A 24,453-nucleotide genomic window follows, 5' to 3' on the forward strand; every position below is an offset into this window, starting at 1 on the left:
AGGTTGACAAAGTGAGACGGAAAGTATAAAATATATCCATAAAAGGAAAGAAGGGAAAATATGGATATTAATGATCTTAAAAAGCTGAAACTGGAAAAAGGGATTACCAATCAGGATATTGCAGAATTATCCGGAATTCCACTAAGCACTATAAATAAGATTTTTTCAGGTGCAACAAAGAACCCGCGTTACGCCACACTTCTGGCGATCGAGCAGGTTCTCACTATAAAAGAGAAGATTCCGTTCACTTATGATCTTATCAAGGAAGAGCCCATGCTGATAAGAGAGAGTCCGGTTCCCTATATGTATCATGCGAGGACGTACCAGAATGAAGATATTGAGAAACTGGAGGAGGTGCGGGCGGAGCTGATCAACGGATATCTCTATATGCTGGCCGCACCAAGCAGAAGACACCAAAGGATACTGACTAAATTACTTTTTCAAATTGAAGGACATATTCAAAAAAATAATGGCAAGTGCCAGGTCTATCCCGCACCGTTTGACGTGCGGATTTTTGGAGATAACAGCACGGTCGTTCAGCCGGATCTTTCGGTGATCTGTAAGACGGAGATGCTGACCGACAAGGGGTGTACGGGCGCGCCCGACTGGTTGATCGAGATCGCGTCGGAGAGCAATGCTTCCCACGATTATGTGACGAAGATGATGCAGTATCAGAAGGCAGGAGTGCGGGAATATTGGATCGTGGACCCTCGGGAAGATGTGGTCTATGTATACAATTTTGAAAATCCCGCGAAGACGGGAAAATATACGTTTGACGATGAGATACCGAGCGGCGTCCTGGAAGGATTGCGGATTAAGATAGAAGTGTAGGAGGAAAGAATATGGCGAAGATCAGACCATTTTGTGGAGTGCGTCCGGCAGGTGAGCTCGCAGAGCAGATTGCGGCACTTCCGTATGATGTATACAGCAGCAGTGAGGCAAGAGAAATCGTGGAAAAGAATCCCCTGTCGTTCCTGAAGATCGACAGAGCGGAGACACAGTTCCCGAAGGGAACAGACATGTATTCCGAGCAGGTATATGATCGTGCCAGAGATACGCTTTATGGTATGAAAGAGAGCGGGGAGTTTGTCCAAGATGAGGGACCCTGCTATTATATTTACGCGCTGACGATGGAGGGAAGAACACAGACGGGACTAGTGTGCTGTGTGTCGATTGATGATTATTTGAACGATGTTGTGAAAAAGCATGAGAATACCCGTGAGGAGAAAGAACTTGACCGTATTCGTCACGTAGACGCGTGCGGTGCGCATACCGGACCGATCTTCCTTACCTATCGCTCTAATTCTGCGACCCGGCAAATGATCGCGAAAGCCCTGGAAAGTCCGGCATTGTATGACTTTGTAAGTGAAGATGGAATCCGGCATCAGGTGTGGAAGGTGGAGGACTCCAGGTGGCAGGAGGAGATGACGGAGCTGTTTTGCAGCATGGATAGCCTCTATGTGGCAGACGGGCATCACCGTGCAGCATCTGCCGTTAAAGTGGGCTTAAAGAGAAGAGCGGAGAATCCGGGATATACAGGAGAAGAGGAATTCAATTATTTTCTGTCTGTTCTTTTCCCGGCAGAGGAGTTAAGGATTTTTGATTATAACCGAATTGTACATAAAGTCGACCAGGAGCTGCTGCAAAAACTGCCGGAGATTTTGCAGGAAAAATTTCAGGTAGCATCTACAGGTGAGGAGATCGCGAGACCGCATGCAAAAGGCGAGATGGGAATGTATGTGGACGGTACCTGGTATCTGGTTACCGCAAAAGATGAGATAAGGTCTGAGGATCCGGTGGAAGGACTGGACGTATCTATTTTACAGAATGAAGTACTCAGGCCTCTTTTCGGTATTGAGGATCTGAGGACGGACCCCAGAATGCAGTTCGTGGGTGGAATCCGGGGACTTAAGTCTCTTGAGAATGCAGTGGATCAGGACCATAGCGCCGTAGCGTTTGCGATGTATCCCACATCTATGGAGGAATTGTTAAGCGTTGCCGATTGCGGAAAACTGATGCCCCCGAAATCGACATGGTTCGAGCCAAAGCTGCGAAGCGGTCTTTTCATTCATGAATTTTAGAGGAATCCTAAGAACTTCTTCAGAAGTTATGAAGATTTCATGAATTTCTTGACAAACTGAAATTTGAATACTATTATAGTCAGTAGTTGAGGAAAAGGCAGTGAGAAAGAGGAGTATGTATCAAGGTCCGAAGAAGAGAGAGCCGCTCAGGGGCTGAGAGGCGGCTTACGGGAAACGGGTACAGAAGGTAGCTTTTGAGCCGGGTATCTGAACAGGGCGGGTGACGAAGCGTTGCCATAACATTAGGATACCACGGAGTGGTTTACGTTATAGAACTATAAGTGCCATGAGTTTGAAAAGGCCAGATGTTGACAGACTATAAGGCAGGCAGTGAGAGAGCAACCGTTAGGAAGGCTCTTGGATAGATCTCATGGAATAAAGGTGGTACCACGTAAATTTACGCCCTTTACGTATTGTAAGGGGCGTCTTTTTTATTTCATAGGAAAGTGTGCTGCATTTTTCATTTATATTTACGTGTCACAAATCAAAAGAGAGTATAATTTGAGGAGGAAACGATGAGCAAGAATCTGGAAAAAACGTATAATCCAAAAGAAATTGAACCGAAACTTTATGAAAGATGGTGTGAGAAGAAATATTTTCACGCAGAGGTAGACCGAGACAGGAAACCATTTACCACTGTGATGCCGCCTCCGAACATTACCGGAAAGCTGCATATGGGGCATGCGCTTGATAACACCTTGCAGGATATCCTGATCCGCTATAAGAGAATGCAGGGATATAATGCACTCTGGATTCCGGGAACCGACCATGCGGCGATTTCCACCGAGGTCAAGGTCACCAATCAGCTCAAGGCAGAAGGCATTGACAAAAAGGAGCTTGGACGTGAGGGATTCCTTGAGAGGACCTGGCAGTGGAAGGAAGAGTACGCAGGAACGATTGAGAAGCAGCTTGAGAAGCTGGGGGTATCCTGCGACTGGGACAGAGAACGTTTCACTATGGACGAGGGCTGCTCGAAAGCGGTGGAAGAAGTGTTTATCCGCTTATATGAAAAAGGATACATTTATAAAGGCTCCCGTATCATCAACTGGTGTCCGGTATGTAAGACCTCCCTTTCCGATGCAGAGGTCGAGCATGAGGAGCAGGCAGGCCATTTCTGGCACATTAAGTACCCGATTATCGGGACGGACAAGTTTCTGGAGATTGCGACCACACGTCCGGAGACGATGCTGGGAGACACGGCCATCGCTGTGCACCCGGACGATGAGCGTTATACGGACATCGTAGGAAAGAAGGCGCTGCTTCCTCTGGTGGGAAGAGAGATTCCGATCGTGGCAGATGCTTATGTAGATAAAGAGTTCGGAACCGGTGCAGTAAAGATTACCCCGGCCCATGACCCGAATGACTTTGAAGTTGGAAAGCGTCACAATCTGCCGGAAATCAACATTATGAATGACGATGCTACCATCGTGGAAGGCTATGGCAAATATTCAGGCATGGAGCGCTACGAGGCAAGAGGGGCCATCGTAGAAGACTTAAAGGAGCAGGGCTACCTGGTTCGCATTGAAGAACATAGCCACAACGTAGGAACACATGACCGTTGCCACACCACCGTGGAACCGCTGATCAAGCAGCAGTGGTTCGTGAAGATGGACGAACTGGCAAAGCCGGCAATCGAGGCACTAAGGAAGGGCGAACTAAGATTTGTGCCGGAGCGTTTTGATAAGATATATCTGCACTGGCTGGAGAATATCCGCGACTGGTGTATTTCCCGTCAGATCTGGTGGGGACACCGGATTCCGGCATACTACTGTGACGAGTGCGGAAAGTTTGTAGTGGCAAGAGAGATGCCGGAGGTTTGCCCGCACTGTGGCTGCAAACATTTTACGCAGGACGAGGACACTCTGGATACCTGGTTCAGTTCCGCATTGTGGCCGTTCTCTACGCTTGGCTGGCCGGATCAGACCGAAGATCTGGATTATTTCTATCCGACAGATGTGTTGGTGACCGGATACGATATCATTTTCTTCTGGGTAATCCGTATGGTATTTTCCGGATATGCCCACACCGGCAAATCTCCGTTCCATACCGTACTGATCCACGGACTGGTGAGAGATTCCCAGGGCCGTAAGATGAGCAAATCTCTGGGAAATGGAATCGATCCGCTGGAGATCATCGACGAGTACGGAGCAGATGCGTTGCGTCTGACCCTGGTGACCGGTAATGCACCCGGAAATGATATGCGTTTCTACAATGAACGTGTAGAGGCAAGCCGGAATTTTGCAAACAAAGTATGGAATGCTTCCCGGTTTATCCTGATGAATATGGAGGATAAGGTAATCTCCAGACCGGACGAAAAAGATCTGGAACTGGCAGATAAGTGGATTCTCTCCAAGGTAAATACGCTTGCCAAAGACGTAACTGACAATATGGAGAAATTCGAGCTGGGAATTGCCGTACAGAAGGTGTATGATTTTATATGGGACGAATTCTGTGACTGGTATATTGAGCTGGTAAAATACAGGATCTACCATGCAAATGACAATTATAAGAGCGCGAATGCCGCACTTTGGACGCTTAGGACAGTTCTGGGGAATGCGCTTAAGATGCTGCACCCGTTCATGCCGTTCGTGACAGAGGAAATCTACGGTGCACTGGTACCGGAGGAAGAGTCACTGATGATGTCCGACTGGCCGCAGTATACGGAAGATTGGAACTATCCTGAGGCCGAGACGATCACGGACCATATGAAGGAAGTGATCCGTGGAGTCAGAAATGCCTGTGCTGAGATGAATGTACCGCCGAGCCGGAAGGCAAAAGTGTATGTGGTTACCGAGCGCGAGGATTTGCAGAAGGGGCTTGGTGTGCTTGCGCAGTCTGCGTGTCCGCTGATGAGCGCTTCGGAACTGGAGGTACAGGCAGATAAGAGCGGAATTGCCGGGGACGCGGTATCAATCGTAGTGCCGGACGCTTCCGTTTACGTTCCGCTGGAGGAGCTGATCGACTTCGAGCAGGAGATTGAGCGTCTGACAAAAGAGGAAGAAAAGCTGAAAAAAGAACTTGCACGTTCCCGGGGAATGCTGAGCAACGAAAAATTCTTAAGCAAGGCGCCGCAGGCTAAGGTGGAAGAAGAAAAAGCAAAACTGGAAAAATATGAACAGATGATGGCGCAGGTGAAAGACCGCCTTGCAAATTTGAGAAAGTAGTTATAGTATTAGGATTACGGGAGCACGAAATGCGGAGCAATTAGATAGCATAATGCAGGGTTACAGAACGATTGAGTAGTGTGAAATACGAGCAAAATTGGCATGTACCGGGATATTATATCCCGGTACATGTGAAAGTGAAAGAAATATAGCAAGATTCAGGCATAATTGAGAAGCAGATACGCAGTATAGTAAGGTGAAAAGGTTTCAGATAGTAGAGGTTGGCTTCATGAAAAAAATTCCGAAAATCCATTTGAAAAAACCGGACTTTAAAGGCGGTTTTGAAAAATTAAAAAATATAAAATTTACCGATGTTAAAGCGTACTGGAAGATGCGTCATGAGAGACGTGAGAAGATCATAGAAAAGCGCAGGAACAGTGCGTTTGCTAAAAAGATGGCGCCATATTATCAGATTATGAACAAGGTCTCTTTGCCACTTACAGCGATTTGGGCAATTCTGATCAATTATATTATCGAGGCGTTATCCCGGCATTCGCCGGTGGCGGCGTGGCAGTATATGACGGAGAGGCCGCTGGTATTTTTCTATAATGTCTTTATGATCTTTATGACATTTTCTGTTGTATACCTGGTGCGCCGGAGGGTGTTTACCCGAATTATTATCAGTGTTGTGTGGCTGGCTCTGGGCGTATGTAATGGAGTCATGCTGCTCAAACGTGTGACGCCGTTTAATGCGCAGGACCTTAAGACATTTAAAGAGGGCTTGTCGCTGTTTACCAACTATTTCTCCGTGACGGAGCTTGTGATGATGGGAATCGGCGTACCGGCTGTCATCATCTGGGCGATTGCCATGTGGAGGCGCGGCGGACAGTTCCAGGGGAAGATGCACCGTCTGATCGCACTTGTAGGTGTGGCGCTTAGCTTTGGAGCCTATACGATACTGACGAACCTCGCAATAGAGAATCGTGTTGTGTCCACCTATTTTGGAAATATTGCGTTTGCCTATGAGGATTACGGGCTGCCCTATTGTTTTGCAGCCAGTCTTTTTAATACGGGAATTTCTCAGCCGAATGATTACAATGAGGCGACCATAGACAAGATCAGCAAGGACGGAGAGATCACTGAGAGCAAGGCAGATACGGACCAGATGCCGAACGTGGTATTCGTTCAGCTGGAGTCGTTTTTCGATACGACAGAGTTTGAGGCGCTAAAGACTTCCGAGGACCCGCTCCCGAATTTGAGGAAGATGTTCAAAGAATATTCTTCCGGGTACTTTAAAGTACCCTCTGTGGGCGCGGGAACGGCAAATACGGAGTTTGAGGTGCTTACGGGAATGAATCTGCGCTATTTTGGGCCGGGAGAATATCCTTATAAGACGGTTCTTAAGAACCAGACGGCAGAGAGTGCCGCGACGGCGTTTGCAGCGTTTGGTTACGGAACACATGCGCTGCACAATAATGGCGGTAATTTTTACAGCCGTGCCAAGGTATTTAACAATATTGGCTTTGACACCTTTACCAGTAAGGAATTCATGAATATTCTGCAAACGACGGAAAATGGGTGGGCGAAAGATGACATTTTGCTGACGCATATTAACGATGCACTGGATTCTACCGAGCAGCAGGATTTCATTTTCACGATCAGTGTGCAGGGACATGGAAATTATCCGGAGACGAAGCTGATTGAGAATCCGCGGATCACGGCGACAGGGCTCACGGACGATGCGAAAAATAATGCCTGGGAATACTATGTGAATCAGGTGTATGAGATGGACGAGTTCGCCGGCAACCTGGTGAAGCTCATGGAAGAAAGAGGAGAACCGGCGGTAGTCGTATTTTACGGCGACCATCTTCCCACGATGGGACTTGAGGCCAGAGATCTGAAGAGCCGTTATCTTTATAACACTAACTATGTGATCTGGGATAATATAGGGCTTAAGAAACAGGACAGAAATATTCCGGCTTATCAGATCATGGCAGATGTGATGGAACGGCTGGGACTTCATTCCGGCACGGTATTCAATTATCATCAGTCGCGGAGACAGACGAAGGATTATCTGCTGGATCTGGAATTACTACAGTATGATATCCTTTATGGAAAACAGTTTGTGTATGATGGGGAGCCGCCGATCACGGAGGGTCACATGGAAATGGGAATCCGTGATGTGACGCTCACGGACATTCATGCGAATCTTGACGAGACTTACAGCCTGTACGGAACGAATTTTACAAAATGGAGTAAGGTTTATATAAACGGGGAGAAGCAAAAGGGCACCTTCCTTAACAATACCCGTATTGAGCTTTCGGAGAGCAAGCTGGAAGACGGCGATGTGATCACGGTAAGCCAGGTGGGATCAAGCAATACCATTTTCCGCACATCGAAAGAGTACGTGTATCTGGACGGAGAGATTCAGGAGTATACTGATGAATTAAAGGAAGCGCTGGAGAATCCCAAGACGCCTGAGGAGGAGACAGAGGGCGAAGGTGAGGACTTAGGGGAAGACAGCCAGGAGACAGAAGGAACCACGGACGGACGTGACGATACGAAAGAGCAGTAGAATTGAGGGAGAACATTGCAGTATGAGGAAGCAGTCCGCTATATAGAGGACATACCGAAATTTACGGAAAAGCACACATTTGAACACACAAGAGAATTTATGAGAAGGTTGGGGAATCCCTGCCGCACGAAGAAGGTCCTTCATGTGGCGGGAACCAACGGAAAGGGAAGCGTCTGCGCATATATGCAGGCGATTCTTCTTTGTTGCTCTGCATGCCTAAGTGAACGTCCAGTGGACGTTCATCTCGGCAGCCAAGCATACCTAAGTGAAGGTCCGGTGGACCTTCATCTCGGCGGCCAGACAGATTCAAGTGGGGGAGTTGGTCTATTTACCTCTCCGCATTTGGTGAAGCTTAATGAGCGTATCCGAATCAACGGTACGGAGATTTCAGATGAAGATTTTTTGAAGGTATTTGAGAAAGTTCTAAGTGTAGTACATGAGATGGAAGCAGACGGAATCGCACACCCGTCCTATTTCGAGTTTCTCTATGGCATGGGAATGACCGCCTTTGAACGGGCCGGCGTGGAGTATGTGATTTTGGAGACAGGGCTTGGCGGAAGGCTTGATGCGACGAATTCCTTTGAGACACCGCTGGTTTCCGTGATCACGTCCATAGGACTTGACCACACGGCGATTCTCGGGGATACGATATCCCAGATTGCGGCAGAAAAAGCCGGGATTATCCGGCGCGGAGTTCCAGTCATTTATGACGGAAGTGTGCCCGAAGCTGCGGCTGTCATTCGACAAACGGCGGAGAAAGTGGGCGCACCTTGTAGAGAAGTCGCAAATTGCGCGTTCAAAATTCTGGAAATTACGGAGAAAGATATTGCTTTTTCTCTGGTGAATGAGTATGATAATAATACCGTGTGGAGGGTAAGAGGGACGGGCGTTTATCAAGCGATGAACGCCACGCTTGCCATCACGGCGATGAAAGAGATATTTGGACATGCCCGGGAAGGGGAAATTTCCGGCAGAATAGACGACGTAAGATGGAGCAAAGCACTCTCTGAGGTGACCTGGCCCGGAAGAATGGAGGAAGTGCTGCCCGGGGTGATCCTGGACGGAGCTCACAATCTTGCTGCCGTTCGCAAATTTGTAGAGAGTGTGAGAGCACAGGACGCGCTAAGCACAGCAGAAGGGCAGGAGAGGACTGGAAATGCCACGGACGCCAAAAAGAGAGTGATCTTGTTTTCCGCGGTTGCGGAGAAGGATTACCGCCACATGATAGAGGAGCTGCTTACGGGCGTGCCTGCCGATGCCTATGTGGTGACGGGAATCCAGGATAAAAGAGGAGCCGGAATCAGTGATCTGGCCGCAGTATTTGCACGGTATACCAAAAGTCCAATCTATCCGGTGGCAGATCTTTCGCAGGCGTTTGATAGAGCGATGGAAGAAAAGGGAGAGGACGGAAGACTGTATTGTCTCGGTTCTTTGTATCTGATTGGAGAGTTAAAAGCGTTAATAGGAGGCAGACATGCTTGATTTTGAAGAAGAACTTAAAAAGTTCAAGCCAAGTTTGGAAGTAGAAGATATTGAGAAGGCAGTGTATGAGGAAGATCTGACCGATATGACGGATATTTTCCGCGAGATGCTGGAGAAAACGAAATAGGGTGCGGCAGAAACAGCAGCCGTTTTAGATAGATAAGGGAGAGTTCAATGGAGTATACGGAAAAACTCGCGTACCAGTCGAATTACTGGTATAATGACGGGCTGAAGAAGGCGAATATCCGGGATTTATCCGGCGCGATCGTATCCCTTCGGAAGAGCCTGCAATTTAACAGGGAGAATGTTATGGCGAGGAACCTTCTGGGACTTGTGTACTACGGACGGGGAGAAGTCGTGGAAGCGCTGGTGGAATGGATCATCAGCAAGAATTTCAAGTCCTATGAGAATATTGCCAATTACTATATCAAAAAGGTGCAGGAGACGCCGAGTGAATTAGAGACGATCAACCAGGCAATACATAAGTATAATCAGTGTCTGGTATATTGTCGGCAGAACGGGGAGGATCTGGCGATTATCCAGCTTAAGAAGGTTATCACGGCGCACCCCGGTTTTTTGAAAGCGCATCAGCTTCTGGCGCTTTTGTATTTGCAGACGGAGCAGTACGCAAAGGCGAGACAGATCTTGAGGCGCGCCCATAAGATGGACATCACCAATGAGATCACGCTGAACTATATGCATGAGCTTAGTAAGCTCCGAAGCCAGAAAGTGGCGAAGCTAAAGGAAGAAAAAGGGCAGCATACGGTCAGCTATACCCTGGGAAATGAGACGATTATCCAGCCGGTATCCGCAAGTCTTAAGGACAATGCGGCGATGCTGACGATCGTCAATATCGCGATCGGTATCGCGGTAGGCGCCGCCGTTGTGTGGTTTCTGATCGCACCGGCCGTGAGTCAGAAGGAGTCGCAGGTGGCGAATAAGAGCGTGATTGCTCTAAGCGAGCAGCTTGCCGCCAGGGATACGCAGATTGATGCGCTGAAAAAAGAACTGGAAGGGTACCGTTCCACGAGTGACGAGGCGGAAAGCGCGATTCAGACAGCGGGTTCCATTCAGGAGAGCTATGAAGCCCTTCTTAAGGTTTCCCAACAGTTTGACGGGGGCAACACCAGCAATGCGGACATGCTGGAGGGACTCCTTACCGTGAATCCGGAAGCGCTGGGAGAGCAGGCGAAGGCGATTTATGACGAGATAGCCGGCGAGTTGTTCCCGGTGATGTGTAAACGTCTTTACGCCCAGGCGAAGGAAAGTATGTCAGAGAATGATTATGCGGCCGCCGTGACGGCTCTTGAGAAAGTCGTGCGAATGGACGAGGGCTATGAGGAAGGAGAAGCATTGAAGCTGTTGGCTGATGCTTACGCAGGGAAAAATGATGCGGAGAATGCCAAGGCGACGTATGAGAAGGTCGTGCAGAATTACGCCGGAACGCAGGCGGCGGCAGACGCCCAGAAAGCATTGAGCGGTGTGAACCCTGCCGGAGATCAGAAAAGTGGAGATGAGCAAGGCCAGGATAACGGCGACCGGGGAAACGATGAGGAAAACCAGGAATAGGCGGCTGTAAAAGGGCTTCCGGGAATACAAGAATATGAAAAAGGTGAATCATGATACGAATGAGAAGGATATGCAGAATATGCATGTCCTTTTTTATTTCATAGGAAAGTGCTTAGCATTTTCCTATAAAATAAAACGCACTTCGTGCGACAATGTACAGCTGCGGGAAGGAAATTGCTGCTACGCAGCCCGCTCGCGCACGAAGAATGTGCGTGCGCACATTCTATTTTGTTGCCAAGCATACCTGAGTGAACGTCCGGTGGACCTTCATCTCGGTTGCCAAGCATACCTAAGTGAAGGTCCGGTGGACCTTCATCTCGGTATTCAAAAAATATATACCCAGAATAAGGAGGAGTTACAGATGGATTATCAGGTGGAGGAGAATTGTTTGACCATATTTCTCCCAAAAGAGGTGGATCATCACAACGCGGAGGACATACGCAGGGAGGCAGATAAAGTGATTGAGCAGAAGCACATCAAGCATGTAATCTTCGATTTTCATAGTACGGATTTTATGGACAGTTCAGGAATCGGGGTGATTATGGGAAGGTACAGGCAGATTTATCTGCTGGGCGGCGATGTGTGGGCGGTCCACGCCAGCGAGCGAATGAAAAGAATCCTGAATATGTCAGGGGTAACCAAAATCATGCAGGTATATGAGGAGGAGTAAAACGATGGAACACGCAAACGAAATGGAACTGATTTTTGACAGTAATTCCGAAAATGAAAGTTTTGCCAGAGTGACGGTGGCGGCGTTCATGACGCAGCTCAACCCGCTTCTGGAAGAGGTTTCTGATGTGAAGACCGCCGTGTCGGAGGCGGTGACGAATGCGATTATCCACGGCTATGACGGGAAGGAAGGGAAAATCCGTATCCGGTGCCGTATGGAGAAAAGTGTGCTGTACATAGAGGTGGAGGATCAGGGCAAAGGCATTGAAGATGTGGCGAGGGCGATGGAGCCGCTTTATACCACAAGGCCGGAGCTGGACCGGTCCGGAATGGGATTTGCCTTCATGGAAGCCTTTATGGACGAGGTAGCGGTAGAATCTGCACCTGGGGAAGGAACCTGCGTGAAGATGAAGAAAAACATTGGAGAAAGGTAGGAATATGGACCATACAATCGCTTTAATCAGGAAATCTCACCAGGGGGACGAAGAAGCGAGGGCACAATTAGTAGAGGAGAACACCGGACTCATCTGGTGTATTGTAAAACGATTTTATGGAAGAGGAACGGAAGCAGAGGATTTATTTCAGATCGGCAGCATTGGCCTTCTGAAGGCAATCGATAAATTTGACCTTTCCTATGATGTTAAATTTTCTACCTATGCGGTTCCGATGATATCCGGGGAAATCAAGCGGTTTCTGCGCGACGACGGAATGATCAAAGTCAGTCGTTCGCTCAAAGAATTGTCCTATAAGGCCTATCTGGCAAGGGAATCCCTGCAGGAAAAGCTGGGGCGCGAGCCTGATGTGGAGGAATTGGCGGAGCATTTGGGCGTGGAAAAGGAGGAGCTTGCCATGGCGTTGGACGCAAGCGGCGAGGTGGAATCCCTGCATAAGCCGGTGTACCAAAAAGATGGCAATACGATTCCGCTTATGGAAAAACTGGCGGAGGAAGATAAACGGGAGGAGGAAGTGCTGAATCACTTGTTTTTGACGCAGCTTCTGGGAGAGCTGGAAAAAGAGGAGCGACAGCTTCTCTACCTGCGGTATTTCGCCAATAAGACGCAGACCGAGATTGGGAAGGAAATGGGACTTTCGCAGGTACAGGTGTCGCGCATGGAAAAAAGAATACTGAAATCATTGCGGGAAAAGGCAGATATAGGGTATAAATGAAAAAGTTTTTCACTCTGGAAGATTTATCCATAATTGACACCGGCTTTGGCTGGTGTTATACTGTTTTATGTTAGCTCAAACTAACTAAATATAAATTATTGGAGTCAGAATATGCATAGAAGTAGATTGTGGATCGTCGGTTTCGTACTGGTATTTTTGCTTAGCGGTTGTAAAACGAATGGCGCGGCTGAAAGCCCAAATAGCGATAGGTCCCAGAAGGAAGAGAACACGGGAAATCATGTATCCGAAGAGGACAGTGCTAAGGAGAAGGCGGAGCGAGAAATATTTGCGATGGACACCTATATGACGGTGACCGCTTTCGGGACAGATGCGCAGGCGGCAGTCGATGCGGCGGCAGCGGAGATCGAGCGGCTGGATTTGCTTTTATCCACCGGAAACGGAGAGAGCGAGGTAGCTACACTGAACCAGACAGGTGCCGGGACGCTGACAAAAGATACGGCGGTTCTGATGGAGCGGTCGATGGAGCTTTATGACGCTACGGGAGGTATGTTTGACATTGCCGTCTACCCGGTCATGGAAGAGTGGGGATTTACAACGGAAGAATACCGGGTCCCTGAAGCAGAGGAACTGGAAAACTTACTTCCGCTCATCGATGCCTCAAAGATTCAATATGATGAAGAAAAGGCCAGGGTCACGTTTATGCAACCGGGCATGAAGATCGATTTCGGCGGAATCGCTAAGGGCTATACCTCCGGAAGGGTGGCGGATATCCTGCGTGAGTATGGAATTCAAAGCGCAATGATCAATCTGGGAGGAAATGTGCAGGTGATGGGCACAAAAACAGATGGAAGTAAATGGAGGATTGCGATTCAAAGCCCGGACAACGAAGAGGAATATATCGGAGTGCTTGAAGGGGCAGATCTGGCGGTAATCACCTCAGGCGGCTACGAACGATATTTTGAGCAGGACGGAAAAACCTATCATCACATCATTGATCCAAGGACCGGGTATCCGGCGGAAAATGGTCTGAAATCGGTGACCATCGTAAGTCCGGACGGTACTTTGGCGGACGGACTATCGACCTCGCTTTTTATCATGGGACCGGAAAAAGCGGTAGCGTTTTGGCGGAAACATGCGGAAGAATTTGATGCGGTTCTGGTAGATGATGAAGGCCACATCTCCGTAACCGAAGGGATTGCGGATAGCTTTACATCAGATTTTGAGGTTCAGGTGATACGAAAGGAAGGCTAGTGTATGGAGTTTCTGAGAAAAATATCTGCCTTTGCCCCGACGCTTGCGGCCGTTCTGGTAACGGCGTGTATCGGAGCAAGTCTTTCGGGATATGAAACGCCGGTCTATTAGGTGCAGGCTTCGGAACCGGAGAGGGAGGAGCGAATAGAAGAACAAAACACAGAGCCGGAGGGCAGTTTTGATTTGGAAAACGGCATTTATAAAGGAACAGGAAATGGATTTGCCGGGAAAATCACAGTGGCGGTTGAAATCAAGGATAAAAAGATTGTATCGATCGAAGTGTTGTCTGTGGAAGGCGATGATGCAGCATTTTTTAATCGTGCGAAGAGCGTGATCGATAAGATGATCGCCGCGCAGAGCCTGGAGGTAGACGTGGTCTCCGGCGCGACTTATAGTTCTACAGCAATCATCGCGGCGTGTCAGGAAGCCCTGAAAAGTGCAGAGAAATAAAGGGGGCAATAGATAAAAATGAAAGAATTTTGGGTCAGGCTGATCAGTGTAGCAGCGATTGTGATTGCCCTGCTGGGATATAATAGTGTTCTGGAACTTAGGGCGAAGGAGGACGAAATCGCAAGGCTTGACGCCCGTCTTAAGACAGCGGAGCTTACTGGAAATCTGGCAAAGGAAGGGGAAGGAGAGGTTTCCTATCGCGACGGAACTTTTACCGGAGAGGCCCAGGGATTTGGAGGGCCGATCTCGGTCGAGGTACGCATCGAGAGTGGAAGGATCGAGGAGATACAGGTCGTATCCGCCAAGCAGGAAGACGGGGCTTATCTGGCAACAGCAAAAGATGTGATTCCTGTCATATTGGAAAAGCAATCGGCCGAGGTGGACGCCATAAGCGGAGCGACATTTAGTTCGACCGGAATCCGTGATGCCGTTGCAGAGGCGCTGGGAACGGCGATTCAGTAGGTGGAGGGCAAAATGAACATCAGAAATCTGACACGAAAAGAAAAAAAGAGTCTACATACTTGGGTCCGGAGGGTGGTACAGCTTTTGTTTTTTACATTTCTGCCATCAGTGTATACGGCGGCATTTTCCGGGGTAAAACAGATTTTTACCCAGATAGGGGCAGGACAAAAAAACGGGCTTACGGCATTTACTATAGTTTTGATTGTCATATGTATTTATACGATGATATTTGGCAGATTTTTCTGCGGATTTGCCTGCGCATTCGGAAGCCTGGGAGACTGGGCAAATACCGCGTTTACGACGTTGTGTAAGAAATGTGGGAAAAAGCCACCCAGGATCAGAAAAAAAATCCAGGAAAAGCTGTTGTATTTGAAATATGGGATTTTAACAATCATCGTATTGCTCTGTTTTGCCGGGGTTTATTCCCGGACAAAGATGCATTTACCTCTGCAACAAAAAATAAAACAAGAACCGGAACACTTGCGGGCGGTTCTTATCATACAAAGAGCGATGGAACCGAGGTCACCGGCATTACCTTCCCGGTCAAAGTGGGAGAAGGCGTAGACTTGTCGGCGTATAAAGAGGTCAAGGACTCTGACAGTGTGGATATTACGGTAACGAACCGCGGACAGACAAGCACGACCACTTATGTGGGAAAAGATGCATTGTTTGAAAACGAGAGCTATGCGTACTATGTTCTTGACGAGGTACCGGCATATTATAAAGAGGTGACGGCAAATGGCGGAAGCCTTTCCTTTGGACCTGTCGTTGGAGAAAAGAAGCAGGTATCTGCATCGGCGGAACTGGAGACACAGTCCAGTTATGGTGATTATCAGCTGGGGTTGGACGGAATTTCATGTAGTACAGAGAAGGTATATGGCGTAATCATCAGTACAAAGGAAGGAAACGATTATGGTCTTCGCCATCTGGAGAATATCTGGAGAGGTACAGAACTGGCATGGTGTACCGGATTTACAGACAAGGTGCATAATTGCCCGGTGTCCTCTGCACACTATGAAAAGATGATGGGACAGACTATTAATAAGATTACTTATTACACAGCCGATGGCATTTATGAAATTCCGGTGAATCTGTATGTTCCGAAGAAGTTTAATTATGCGCTGGAAGTGACGGATGCGCCGGTTACTGCCGGTTCTACAACGGTAGAGGTAAGTGGTCTTCCAAAAGACTATCAGGCAAAATACGAGGTAGAAGGCCTGGAGACGTCTGTGAAAGACGGCGTGCTTTCTTATGAAAATGCAAAAATGGGGAAATATACTTTGACTATAAAAGATGAATCCGGTATTTATGCACCGATCAGTACAACATTTGAATTGTTTACAGAAGCTATGCCGGCAAAATACAATATGGACGATAAGAACCCGGCCCTGGTCATAAATGATGGAGCAAGTGCAGAGGAATTTGCAGATTTCCTCAGCAAGATTGAGGTGGTCTCAGTAAACGGTCAGAGTTATTCGGCGTCCGGTAAACGTGCGACGGTACTCATTGATGAGGACGGCACATTGAAGACAGATGCAGAGCCTTTCAAGGAAGACGGCACTTATACGATCTGTGTCTCCGCAACCGGTTATAAAGATCTGGAATTTGTATATAGTAAGAGTGAGGTGGATACGACAGCTCTGGAGCAGGCGATTAAGAAGGCCGGCGAACTGAAAGAGACGGAGTTTACAAAAGAAACCTGGAAGGCTTTGGAGGGTGCACTTGAAAATGCAAATGTCGTTCTGGAGGAAGCAAAATCTCAGGAGGCAGTTGATGCGGCTACAGAGGAACTTCTGGCAGCAATTAAAGAACTTAAAAAAGCGGAACAGACGAATGCGGGAAATATAGGAAACAACGGTAATGCAGAGACTAACAACAATACCGGAAACAGTAGTAATCCTGCCGACAAGAAGCCGTCGGCAAATGCACAGAATTCCAAAAATCCACAGACCGGCGACCCGGCGAATCTGTTAGGTCTTATGGCAATGGCTCTGGCCTCAGCAGGTGTAGGCAGTTTTGCCTTTAAGAAAAAAAGAGAAAACAAGTAAAATCTGACTAAATATAATGATTTTCGCTGACTGGGAGTTGATTTGATACAGAAGGCCGCAGATGTACATAAAATGTGTATGTCTGCGGTCTTTTTGCGGTTGCTGGGCATATCTGAAATGAGATTCAGTGGACTGTGTTTTGGTTGCTTGGCATACCTGAAATAGGTCCGGTGGTTTTTTGTTTCGGCTGCGGGGCATACCTGAAATAAGATTCATCAGACCTACATCTTGGCTATAGTTTATCTTGACTATTGCGCATATTTTTTTAGAAACGCAGCCATACTACTAATGCAACGTTTTAGATTTTACGGAGCGTTATTACCAGTGCAGTATGCTCATTCATTTTCATACCATGCATGGCATGAAATGCAGACGGCACACTGCACATTCAGAAAGGAAGGTGCTACGGCATGAATAAAGCAAAAAGACGGATACGTGCCTGTCTGATCACGGCCATACTTGCAGCCGTATTTATCGGAATCGTGTATTATTATTATCATGTAAAAGATACAGGAAGTATGACAGAAGGAACCCTGGTCGCATTGGGCCATGGCATGTGGGAAAGGCTGATGGGCTATGTCGGCCGGTAATGAGATTCTGTACGTAAAAGGGGAGAAAAATACGGAGGTGCAGAAAACTGATGTCACTCTGGGCGATATCCTGTCCATGGAGTGCAGCAATCAGAATATCCTGAACAAAGTGAAGTCCCTGCGCATTTTAAAAATACAGGAAAACGGGCAGCACCGGTTCGTCATATCTGTCCTGAAAATCATCGAATGTATCCATAAAGAATATCCTCAGCTTGATATTCAAAATGAAGGAGAGTCCGATCTGATCGTCACATATGAGAAGCGGCAAAAACCAAACATGGTTCTGCACTGGGCGAAAGTAGCGCTCATTTTGCTGATTACCTTCTTTGGCGCGGCATTTTCCATCATGACGTTCAATAATGATGTGTCGGTCACGAAGATGTTCGGGCAGATTTATGAGCTGGTTATGGGAAACAAGTCAGATGGATTTACCATTTTGGAGCTTACCTATTCGATTGGACTTGTCATCGGGATCCTGACCTTCTTCAATCACTTTGGACGGAAGCGGTTCTCCGTAGATCCGACTCCGATGGAGGTGGAAATGCGGCTTTATGAAAATGATATTCAAACGACACTGATAGAGAGCTATTCCAGAAAGGAGCAGGAGATCGATGTGGGTCAGACAAATAGTTCTGGGAATTCTGGGACTTAGCTTCGGCGCAGGGGTGGCAGCGGGACTGTTTTCCTTCCTGATCGGCCTGGGCGTGGTATCGGATTTTGCCGACCGAACGCATACGGGGGAGCACATTCTGCTTTATGAGGACAGCATTGCGCTGGGAGGAATTCTGGGAAATCTGTTCTGGGTCTACCGGGTGCATATTCCGGGAGCAGGTTGGTGTCTTCCGGTGTTTGGAATCTTTGCGGGAATCTTTGTGGGCTGCTGGTCCATGGCACTGGCAGATGTTTTAAATGTATTTCCGATTTTTATCAGGCGGACAAAGTTCCTGAAAGGCATTCCGTATCTGATATTGGGAATGGCGCTGGGAAAAGGGTTTGGGTCCATTTTGTACTTTTACCACAGATGGTAAAGACGTGACAGGAATTTAGCAAGAACAAATACCCTTGTGGTGTAAAAAACAGATAAGGCGGGACAAAAATATGGCGAAGACAAATATTTCGCCGGGCGCGGAAAAGGAAACGTCCGGGGAGAAGAAACAGAGACAGCAGCAGGCGTATGAGGCCTATGTAAAAGAAAAAACACCGGTCCGCAAATTGGGGCCGGATATGATCAAAGCATTTATCACAGGCGGAATCATCTGTACAATCGGGCAGGGCATTCTGAATTATTGTGATAAATTAGGGCTTGATAAGGATACCAGCGGTGGCTGGTGCTCGATGATCCTGGTTCTTTTGAGCGTTTTGCTGACAGGAATCGGTATTTACCCAAAGATTGCCGACTGGGGCGGGGCCGGAGCGCTGGTGCCGATCACGGGATTTGCCAATTCGGTGGCGGCTCCGGCTATAGAGTATAAAAAAGAAGGACATGTATTTGGAATCGGGTGCAAAATATTTACCATAGCGGGGCCGGTCATTTTGTATGGAATTTTTACAAGCTGGCTTTTGGGACTGGTCTATTGGATCGGAAAGAGCATAGGAATCATTCCATAGCATAATAGAGCACCTGTGCAGGAGGAAAAAAATGAGTATAGATCATGAAAAAGAGGCAAAAGACGTACCTATTGGATTTGGACTTGGCCTGGCGATGAATGAGTCGGCGATGAAGCATTATGGCGAGATGACGGAAGAAGAGCGAAGCGGGTGGCTTACAAAGGCCGGGCAGGTCGACTCCAAGGAAGAAATGCAGCGCCTGGTAGAGCAGCTCGGACAGGCATTTCGGGAGGAGGATTAGCAAATGAAACCGGAGGTGGCAGTATGAATCTGACAAAAGGAACACAAAGTATTTCGTTTGGGGAGTGCCCGTATCTTATGAGCAGCGGCTCGGTGGTGGGAAAAAAAGAGAGCGAGGGACCACTGGGAAATAAATTCGATATCGCGTCGGACGACGATCTGTTCGGAGAAGATACCTGGGAGGCGGCAGAGGGTACGATGCAGAAGCTGGCCTGCATGCTGGCTCTCAAGAAAGCCGGAGAACACGCGGAAAATGTAAGGTATCTGTTCGGCGGAGACCTGCTTCGCCAGGGAATCGCGACTTCCATGGGTGTGGAAGAACTGCAGATCCCGATGTTCGGTCTGTTCGGAGCCTGTTCTACCTCAGGCGAGGCGCTTGCATTAGCGGCGATGACGGTGGCGGCAGGCTATGGGGACCGGATACTGGCGGTCACTTCCAGCCATTTTGCAAGTGCCGAAAAAGAATTCCGTTTTCCGCTGGGATACGCCAATCAAAGACCCGCGTCTTCGAGCTGGACGGTGACGGGAAGCGGTGCATTTCTGGTGGGAAATCAGAAAAGTGCCGTCCGCATCAGTGGGGTGACGATCGGGAAAATCGTAGACTATGGGCTTAAGGACTCGCAGAATATGGGGGCGTGCATGGCGCCGGCGGCGTGCGACACGATTCTTCAGAATCTGGAAGATTTCGGGCGGAAGGAAAGCGATTATGACCGGATCATCACGGGAGATCTGGGGTATGTGGGGCAGTCGATCCTATTCGACCTCGTGCGGAAGAGAGGGAAGGATATCAAAGAAAATCATATGGACTGCGGTATGATGATCTTCGACCAGAAAACGCAGAACACGAATGCCGGGGGAAGCGGCTGTGGGTGCGCGGCGTCCACCCTGTCGGCACATATTCTGCCAAAACTGATTTCCGGCGAGTGGAAACGGATCCTGTTCGTGCCCACCGGAGCTTTGATGTCGACCGTGAGTTACAACGAAGGCGAAAGCGTCCCCGGCATCGCGCATGCCATTGTACTGGAGCATTGTAATTGATAAGAGCAGGGCACGGATAAAAAGACAGAGGTGCAAATGACCAGTTGTAAGTCAAATAGCCATGCAGACATGGCTGCTTGGCCCACTGCTCACGGAAATAAAGGGGAACATCTTAAATGACAGATAGATGCGAGGAGGAGAAAGATGGATTATATCAATGCATTTTGGGTAGGAGGACTTGTGTGCGCGTTAGTGCAGATTCTTCTGGATCGGACAAAAATGATGCCGGGAAGGGTGATGGTGCTGCTGGTAGTGACCGGGTGTGTGCTGGGGTTTGTCAATATTTTCAAACCTATCCAGGAATTTGCCGGGGCCGGAATCAGTGTACCGCTTCTGGGATTCGGCAATACCCTTTGGAAAGGAGTCAAGGAAGCGGTAGATAAAGAAGGGTTCCTCGGAATCTTTATGGGCGGTTTTAAGGCAAGTGCGGTGGGAATCAGCGCGGCCCTGATATTCGGATATCTCGCTTCGCTGGTGTTCGAGCCGAAGATGAAGAAATAAAAAATCATTGTGCAAACAGATGAGGAATGCTATAATATGAGCACTTGGCTAGGTGTTTCCGAGCCTGGTGATCAGGGAACAGTAAAGCATGAATGGCAAGAAAGACAATGCTATCAGAGGGAACGGAAGGAATCCCCGGGTAGCGCCTGTATTTTTCATGAAGAGGAAAGCACAATGATTTTGACAACATTATGTTATATTGAAAATGAAGATTCCTACCTGATGCTCCATAGAGTCAAAAAGGAAAAAGATGTCAATAAGGACAAATGGATTGGGATAGGAGGAAAGTTCGAGCCGGACGAAAGCCCGGAGGAATGTCTTCTTCGCGAGGCGGCAGAAGAGACGGGGCTTCGTCTTACCTCCTTTCAGATGCGTGGTGTTCTGACCTTTTCCTGCTGCCCGGCGGCGCATGAGAAGAAGGAAGAAGCGTGGGATCTGGAGTATATTTTCCTGTACACTGCAGACGGTTATGAGGGCGAGATCAGGGAATGTTCGGAAGGTACGCTGGAATGGGTGAAAAAATCAGAGATTGAATCTCTCAATATCTGGGAAGGCGACAAGATCTTTTTCCGGCTGATTCGGGAGAATGCGCCGTTCTTCTCCCTGAAACTGAGTTATGAGGGGGACGAGCTCATCTACGCGGCGCTGGACGGCAGACAGATCGTGCCGGCAGAGCAGCCGGGCACATCTGAGTTGCCAGGCATACTTAAGTGAAGGTCTGGCGGAGCTTTATCTCGATTGCCAAGCATACCTGAGTTCTGGTAGACCTTTATCCCGGTAAATGTCCGATGGAGGTTCATATGAGCAGTCGGGCACACTTGAAATAAGGTCGGTAACACATATCGCAATGAGAGAATACATATGAGGAGAAGAAATTTATGGAATATTTGAATATTATAATTCCTTTTGTAGGCGGTCTGGGAATGTTTATTTATGGAATGCAGATCATGGCACAGGGGCTGGAGCATGCCGCCGGCAATAAGATGAAAACGCTGCTTGAGGCGCTGACAAAGAATAAATTTCTGGGCGTGCTTCTGGGAGCATTTATCACCGCGGTGATCCAAAGCTCATCGGCGACGACCGTCATGGTGGTCGGATTCGTAAATGCAGGCATCATGAATCTGCAGCAGGCGATGGGCGTGATCATGGGCGCTAACGTGGGTACGACTATCACCGGCTGGCTGGTCTCCAGTGTGGAATGGGCCAAATTTTTAAGCCCGGCGACCCTTGCGCCGATTGCGATCATGCTCGGTGTGATCATCATGCTGACCGGTAAACGACGTTCAACAAAGGACATTTCCAGTATTATCGTGGGATTCGGTCTTTTGTTCGTCGGAATCACGACCATGTCTTCTGCGGTGGCGCCGCTTAAGGACTCTGAAGCATTTTGCAGTATTTTTGTGAAACTGGGACATAATCCGATTCTGGGGATTCTTGCCGGAGCGGTGGTCACGGCGATCATTCAGAGTTCTTCCGCGTCGGTCGGAATCCTGCAGAGTCTTGCCGCTGCGGGACTGGTGCCTTTTGGGGCGGCGATTTATATCATCATGGGCCAGAATATCGGAACCTGTGTGACGGCCATTCTCTCCAGTATGGGTGCAAAGAAGAATGCAAAGACGGCGGCACTTATGCATCTTCTCTTTAATATTATCGGAACGGTGATCTTTAGTGTGATTGCCATTGCGTACCTTACCGTGTCGGATCCGGCATGGGAACATGCAAGCATCAATCAGACACAGATCAGTATGGTGCATACGGTATTCAACATCGTTACGACGCTGCTTCTTTTCCCGGCGTCCGGACTTATTATCAAGCTGGCCAAGATTATTGGACGGGTAGAAGACGAGACACAGGACGAGGGAGCGATCCTTCTCGACGAACGTATGCTGGAGACGCCGGGTATCGCCCTGCAGTCCCTGATTTCCGAGATTGTGCGTATGGGCCATATCGTGGCAAGATCTTTGGATACAGCGCAGAGAGTGCTGTTCTCACAAAAAGAAGAAGAGATACAGGCTTTGAAGGAAGACGAAGAGAAGGTGGACCGCTTAAGTGCAGGTATCACCGAATATGCGATCAAGCTTTCCGCCTTGCAGATCAGTCAGCGTGAGCATGAGTCCGTTTCAAGAATGCTTCAGGTGGTTTCCGATATGGAACGTATCAGTGATTACTGCGAAAATATTTCCGAATTTGCAGAAAGCATGATCGACCGGAAAATCGTATTTTCCGAAATTGGCGAGGAGCATTTAAGACATATGATGGAAGTGTGCAGCGGCAGCTATCTGTATGCACTGGAAGCATTTGAATCCAACGATCATGAAAGTGCACTTAAGACCGTGGAAAAAGAAACAGAGGCTGACGGACTGGAGATTTCCCTCCGTTCACAGCACATTGCGCGCCTTACCAATAATCAGTGCAATACGGAAGCCGGAATCGTGTTCCTGGATACACTTGTATACATGGAACGTATTTCCGACCATGCGAGAAATATTGCGGAGGAAGTATTGGAGCAGGGAAGATAAGAGGACTTGGCGTTAAAAAATCAGGAATAGGAGAACTGGATATCCGCTTATAGGGGGGAGGTCCGGTTCTTTTAAATTTATGGAAAATTCCATAGACTTTACACAGTTTAAGTTTACAAAATAGAACGACTATAATATAATAAATGTAAATATTTTCAGAATTTTTAACATGACAGGAGGCGGTCTATTATGAAGAAACATACGATTATCACAATCGGCAGACAGTTTGGGAGTGGCGGGCATGAAGTGGGGAAGCGCCTGTCAGACAGACTGGATATTCCACTTTACGACCGCAACCTGATTCAGATGGCGGCGAAAGAGCTGAAAGTAGAGACAGCAGAAGCTGAGAAAATGGACGAGTCCCTTCTGGGCCACCTGTTATCAGGGATGAAGGGGGCCGGCGACTATGTCAATTACGTAAGCGCCATGAAAGAAGAACCCCTAAGTGACCGCATGTTTCAGGTACAGTCCGAACTGATTCGGGGACTCGCACGCCGGGGTCCCTGTATCATCATAGGAAGATGCGCAGACTACATACTACAGGAATTCCCCTGCATCAACGCTTTCATTTACGCAGAAATCCGGGACAGAATCGAAAGAATCCAGAAAATCTACAACCTGAACGAAGAACAGGCGTGGGAAAAAATTAAAAATGTAGACAAAGAAAGAAAATACTACTACGAAGCCCACACCGGCAGCACCTGGGGCAGCATCGAGTCCCACCAAATGCTGTTCAACGTAAGCCTGTTACCAATGGAAGACGCCGTAGACGTACTAACCGCCATGTACCGTGCAAGGCGGTAAAATATTTAGATGCTTTTGTGAAGACCGTTCCCCACACAACCCCAAAAAATGGCTCTCCAGGAAGAGCCAGCCCCGCGCGCTACACTAGTTATGCAGGACCGTAAAAAACGCCGGCACTAGATGGCAGCAGCCGCTTTTGCGGCGCCCTGGCATCGTACGTACCGCTGCGTTTTTTTCCGAGCGAGAGCGTGTCCTGCATAACTAGTGTAGCGCGCGGGGGCGTCCCTTCCGCCAAAATCTTAAAGAATTCTTAAACAATCTTAATCCTTTACCAACATTTTCCCGCCTCTAATATGATACAATAATACCAAAGTGCGAATGAGAGGAGGTCCTC

The 24,453-nt window shown here is 48.3% G+C and carries 23 protein-coding genes, 2 pseudogenes and 1 other annotated feature; all 25 genes and pseudogenes read left to right on the forward strand.

The features are described from left to right. Nucleotides 1-60 precede the first annotated feature (60 nt). The 25 genes and pseudogenes from ABXS75_05815 to ABXS75_05935 all read left to right on the forward strand — a co-directional run bounded on the left by ABXS75_05815 (nt 61) and on the right by ABXS75_05935 (nt 24,119). On the forward strand, nt 61-831 hold the full coding sequence (locus ABXS75_05815; protein ID XCP86319.1) for a Uma2 family endonuclease: 771 nt from the start codon (nt 61-63) through the stop codon (nt 829-831). A gap of 11 nt (nt 832-842) precedes the next feature. Beyond that, nucleotides 843-2,081 (forward strand): DUF1015 family protein, encoded by a 1,239-nt coding sequence (locus ABXS75_05820; protein ID XCP86320.1) that lies wholly within the window; start codon nt 843-845, stop codon nt 2,079-2,081. A gap of 91 nt (nt 2,082-2,172) precedes the next feature. Then, nucleotides 2,173-2,491: a binding site (T-box leader), on the forward strand. Nucleotides 2,492-2,596: 105 nt separating this feature from the next. Continuing rightward, the gene (locus ABXS75_05825; GenBank protein XCP86321.1) at nt 2,597-5,245 is read left to right on the forward strand and encodes a valine--tRNA ligase; all 2,649 of its coding nucleotides are present in this window, start codon (nt 2,597-2,599) and stop codon (nt 5,243-5,245) included. A 238-nt stretch (nt 5,246-5,483) separates the two neighbouring features. Next, nucleotides 5,484-7,760, forward strand: coding sequence for an LTA synthase family protein (locus ABXS75_05830; GenBank protein ID XCP87092.1), 2,277 nt, complete (start codon nt 5,484-5,486; stop codon nt 7,758-7,760). Between the two features lie 15 nt (nt 7,761-7,775). Beyond that, a complete protein-coding gene (locus ABXS75_05835; protein XCP86322.1) occupies nt 7,776-9,242 on the forward strand; it encodes a folylpolyglutamate synthase/dihydrofolate synthase family protein in 1,467 nt (488 codons plus the stop codon). Beyond that, nucleotides 9,235-9,369 (forward strand): hypothetical protein, encoded by a 135-nt coding sequence (locus ABXS75_05840; protein XCP86323.1) that lies wholly within the window; start codon nt 9,235-9,237, stop codon nt 9,367-9,369. Before ABXS75_05835 ends, ABXS75_05840 begins: the two co-directional genes overlap by 8 nt. A 47-nt stretch (nt 9,370-9,416) precedes the next feature. Beyond that, nucleotides 9,417-10,811 (forward strand): tetratricopeptide repeat protein, encoded by a 1,395-nt coding sequence (locus ABXS75_05845; protein XCP86324.1) that lies wholly within the window; start codon nt 9,417-9,419, stop codon nt 10,809-10,811. Between the two features lie 361 nt (nt 10,812-11,172). Beyond that, nucleotides 11,173-11,481 carry an anti-sigma factor antagonist gene (locus ABXS75_05850; GenBank protein ID XCP86325.1) on the forward strand — a complete coding sequence of 103 codons (309 nt, stop codon included), beginning with the start codon at nt 11,173-11,175 and terminating at the stop codon, nt 11,479-11,481. Nucleotides 11,482-11,485: 4 nt separating this feature from the next. Next, nucleotides 11,486-11,940 (forward strand): annotated as a pseudogene (spoIIAB, locus tag ABXS75_05855) (anti-sigma F factor). Beyond that, nucleotides 11,919-12,647 (forward strand): SigF/SigG family RNA polymerase sporulation sigma factor, encoded by a 729-nt coding sequence (locus tag ABXS75_05860; GenBank protein ID XCP86326.1) that lies wholly within the window; start codon nt 11,919-11,921, stop codon nt 12,645-12,647. The pseudogene spoIIAB and the gene ABXS75_05860 overlap by 22 nt, the downstream one beginning before the upstream one ends. Before the next feature lie 111 nt (nt 12,648-12,758). After that, a complete protein-coding gene (locus ABXS75_05865; protein XCP86327.1) occupies nt 12,759-13,859 on the forward strand; it encodes an FAD:protein FMN transferase in 1,101 nt (366 codons plus the stop codon). A gap of 111 nt (nt 13,860-13,970) precedes the next feature. Further along, nucleotides 13,971-14,309 (forward strand): FMN-binding protein, encoded by a 339-nt coding sequence (locus tag ABXS75_05870; protein ID XCP86328.1) that lies wholly within the window; start codon nt 13,971-13,973, stop codon nt 14,307-14,309. A gap of 18 nt (nt 14,310-14,327) precedes the next feature. Further along, entirely contained in the window at nt 14,328-14,771 is a 444-nt protein-coding gene (locus ABXS75_05875) for an FMN-binding protein (GenBank protein XCP86329.1), read from the forward strand. A gap of 12 nt (nt 14,772-14,783) precedes the next feature. Continuing rightward, nucleotides 14,784-15,047, forward strand: a pseudogene (locus tag ABXS75_05880) (4Fe-4S binding protein). Nucleotides 15,048-15,085: 38 nt separating this feature from the next. Further along, entirely contained in the window at nt 15,086-16,819 is a 1,734-nt protein-coding gene (locus ABXS75_05885) for a DUF1533 domain-containing protein (GenBank protein ID XCP86330.1), read from the forward strand. A 410-nt stretch (nt 16,820-17,229) separates the two neighbouring features. Further along, nucleotides 17,230-17,409, forward strand: coding sequence for a hypothetical protein (locus tag ABXS75_05890; protein XCP86331.1), 180 nt, complete (start codon nt 17,230-17,232; stop codon nt 17,407-17,409). Next, the gene (locus tag ABXS75_05895) at nt 17,396-18,061 is read left to right on the forward strand and encodes a stage V sporulation protein AA (GenBank protein ID XCP86332.1); all 666 of its coding nucleotides are present in this window, start codon (nt 17,396-17,398) and stop codon (nt 18,059-18,061) included. Before ABXS75_05890 ends, ABXS75_05895 begins: the two co-directional genes overlap by 14 nt. Further along, complete coding sequence (locus tag ABXS75_05900; GenBank protein ID XCP86333.1) at nt 18,021-18,437, forward strand: stage V sporulation protein AB; 417 nt, start codon at nt 18,021-18,023, stop codon at nt 18,435-18,437. The genes ABXS75_05895 and ABXS75_05900 overlap by 41 nt, the downstream gene beginning before the upstream one ends. Nucleotides 18,438-18,507: 70 nt before the next feature. Continuing rightward, on the forward strand, nt 18,508-19,017 hold the full coding sequence (locus tag ABXS75_05905) for a SpoVA/SpoVAEb family sporulation membrane protein (GenBank protein XCP86334.1): 510 nt from the start codon (nt 18,508-18,510) through the stop codon (nt 19,015-19,017). A gap of 31 nt (nt 19,018-19,048) precedes the next feature. Then, on the forward strand, nt 19,049-19,258 hold the full coding sequence (locus tag ABXS75_05910) for a hypothetical protein (GenBank protein XCP86335.1): 210 nt from the start codon (nt 19,049-19,051) through the stop codon (nt 19,256-19,258). Nucleotides 19,259-19,281: 23 nt separating this feature from the next. After that, entirely contained in the window at nt 19,282-20,295 is a 1,014-nt protein-coding gene (locus ABXS75_05915) for a stage V sporulation protein AD (protein ID XCP86336.1), read from the forward strand. A 144-nt stretch (nt 20,296-20,439) separates the two neighbouring features. Then, nucleotides 20,440-20,796 (forward strand): SpoVA/SpoVAEb family sporulation membrane protein, encoded by a 357-nt coding sequence (locus ABXS75_05920; GenBank protein XCP86337.1) that lies wholly within the window; start codon nt 20,440-20,442, stop codon nt 20,794-20,796. Nucleotides 20,797-20,970: 174 nt separating this feature from the next. Beyond that, a complete protein-coding gene (locus tag ABXS75_05925) occupies nt 20,971-21,510 on the forward strand; it encodes an 8-oxo-dGTP diphosphatase (GenBank protein ID XCP86338.1) in 540 nt (179 codons plus the stop codon). 164 nt (nt 21,511-21,674) lie between these two features. Next, nucleotides 21,675-23,315, forward strand: a complete 1,641-nt coding sequence (locus ABXS75_05930; GenBank protein XCP86339.1) for a Na/Pi cotransporter family protein — start codon at nt 21,675-21,677, stop codon at nt 23,313-23,315. Nucleotides 23,316-23,504: 189 nt separating this feature from the next. Beyond that, nucleotides 23,505-24,119: a cytidylate kinase-like family protein gene (locus tag ABXS75_05935; protein XCP86340.1), complete on the forward strand. Its 615-nt coding sequence runs from the start codon at nt 23,505-23,507 to the stop codon at nt 24,117-24,119. Nucleotides 24,120-24,453: the final 334 nt, after the last annotated feature.

It is taken from the genome of Roseburia hominis (assembly GCA_040702975.1).
Classification (GTDB): domain Bacteria; phylum Bacillota; class Clostridia; order Lachnospirales; family Lachnospiraceae; genus Allocoprococcus; species Allocoprococcus hominis_A.